Origin of the sequence: Acidovorax sp. HMWF029 (assembly GCF_003060895.1) — a bacterium.
In the GTDB taxonomy this organism is placed as follows: domain Bacteria; phylum Pseudomonadota; class Gammaproteobacteria; order Burkholderiales; family Burkholderiaceae_C; genus Acidovorax.
Genome location: NZ_QAIH01000105.1, coordinates 1 through 1,864 on the forward strand (window position 1 = coordinate 1; position 1,864 = coordinate 1,864).

Below are 1,864 nucleotides of genomic sequence, written 5' to 3' on the forward strand. Positions count from 1 at the left end.
GTGGGCGGGCGGGCAGTGGAGCTCACCGTTTGCCTATGGCCAGACACGCGGCCGCGACACGGCCACCGGCAAGCCGGTGAACACGGTGGACCCATCGCGCCTCACGGCGGGCCTGCGCTATGACAGCGGCGGCTGGATGGCGCGGCTGGACATGACCCACGCCGCCGCCAAGAAGGCCAGCGACGTGACCGTGGCCACCGGCAGCACGCAGTTCCTCACCCCGTCGTACACGGTGCTGGACCTGTCGGCCCAGTGGCGCATCCGCAAGGACCTGCGCCTGAACGCAGGCATTTACAACCTCACCGAAAAAAAGCACTGGCGCTGGGCTGACGTGCGCGGCCTGGCCGCCAACGCCAGCTTCATCGACGCCTACAGCCAGCCGGGCCGCGCCGTGCGCGTGTCGCTGGTGGCTGATTTCTAGGGAGGTCCTGCACAACCCTCGCGAGTCGGTGGTAGTGCGGATCGGGATAGGCCGCAAGGCGTCTTTTTGCAGCCAATAGCCCGGCTATTGGCAAGAAAAGCAACGCAGCGGACTGCCCGAGGCCGCGCTATCACAGACCGCAGGGAGTTATGCAGGACATCCCCAAGGCACACCATCCCAGGCAGATTCACCAAGGAGAACACCATGAGCCACGTTCCTGAAACGCCCGCTTCGGGCGGCCACCGCGATGAGGAGTACAGCATGCCCTGCGCAGAGGCCTTGCTGGCGGGCACGCTGGCGCTGATGACTGGCTACGTCCAGGCCTGCTGCGACAGCCACCGCCAAGCGATGGGCCACAAGATTGCGGCCAACCTGCGGTTGCTGGCCGAGACCGATGGCTTTACCGGGCACTTTCGCACTGTGGTCTGGAGCCTGCAGGCGCGTTGGGCACAGCAGGCCCAGTCCCAGGATGGCAACGCCGACAGCGCGGCCCACGTGGCCCTGTCGGCGGCTGAGCAGCGCCGAGCGCTGTGGCTGGCTGCCCCGGAGGCCATGCAATGAGCGCCGCAGCACCTGTCCATCTCACGGATGCCGGTGGTGCACGCCTGCTGACGGCGCCCGTCATCCGCGCGCAGTTTGCGGCGGCGCGCGCCATGGGCAAGCGCGCCAAAGATGCTGCCGAAAGCCTGGGGCTGTCGGAAGGCGCTGCCGTGGCTGCGCATGCGGGGGAGCATGACTACCCGCTCAAAGCCTTGCCTTTGCAGGGCTCGTGGTTGGCACTGCTGCAGGCACTGGAGGCCTGCGGCCCGCTGATGGCCCTCACGCGCAATGAAGGTGTGGTGCATGAGAAGACCGGCGTTTACACCAAGGTGTCGGCCACAGGCCCGGTAGGCATTGCGCTGGGTGAGGACATTGATCTGCGCTTGTTCTTTGCCCAGTGGCATGCTGGCTTTGCGGTCACGGAACTGGCCAGCGACCCCGCCCGTGCACCCGCGCGGAGCCTGCAGTTTTTCAACGCGCAAGGCCGCGCTGTGCACAAGGTGTTTGTGCGCGAGGCGACCGATTTGGCAGCGTTTGACGCCGTGGTGCAGCGCTTTGCGCAGCCCAGCGCGGGCTATGTGTTTGGTGCTGCGCCGGCGCCTGAGCCGGTGCGGCCCGATGCCGACATCGACGCGGATGGGCTGCGCGCAGCCTGGGCTGCCATGCAGGACACACACGAGTTCTTTGCCCTGACCAAGAAGTTCGGCGTGGAACGCCAGCAGAGCTTTCGCCTCGTCGAAGGCCAGTTTGCGTGGCGCGCTGCGCCCCAGGCTGTGTCACGCTTGCTGGACGAGGCTGCGGTGGATGGCCTGCCCATCATGGTGTTTGTGGGCAGCGGCGGTTGCATCCAGATCCACACCGGGCCGGTGCGCAACATCCAGCCGATGAACACGCCCTCCGCGC

Annotated in this window: 3 protein-coding genes; all 3 read left to right on the top strand. The window is 66.8% G+C overall.

Annotated features, from left to right (window positions below; translation table 11 throughout):
• A partial coding sequence (locus DBR12_RS06920) for a TonB-dependent receptor domain-containing protein (RefSeq protein WP_146185490.1) occupies positions 1-421 on the top strand: 421 nt, incomplete at its 5' end.
• Positions 422-625: 204 nt separating this feature from the next.
• Positions 626-982: a hypothetical protein gene (locus DBR12_RS06925; RefSeq protein ID WP_108616587.1), complete on the top strand. Its 357-nt coding sequence runs from the start codon at positions 626-628 to the stop codon at positions 980-982.
• A partial coding sequence (locus DBR12_RS06930) for a hemin-degrading factor (protein WP_233244333.1) occupies positions 979-1,864 on the top strand: 886 nt, incomplete at its 3' end. The genes DBR12_RS06925 and DBR12_RS06930, both read left to right, overlap by 4 nt.

What these genes read in the sequence shown, in the direction of transcription:
- DBR12_RS06925 (WP_108616587.1), top strand. Translation starts at nt 626, where the DNA reads ATGAGCCACGTTCCTGAAACGCCCGCTTCGGGCGGCCACCGCGATGAG.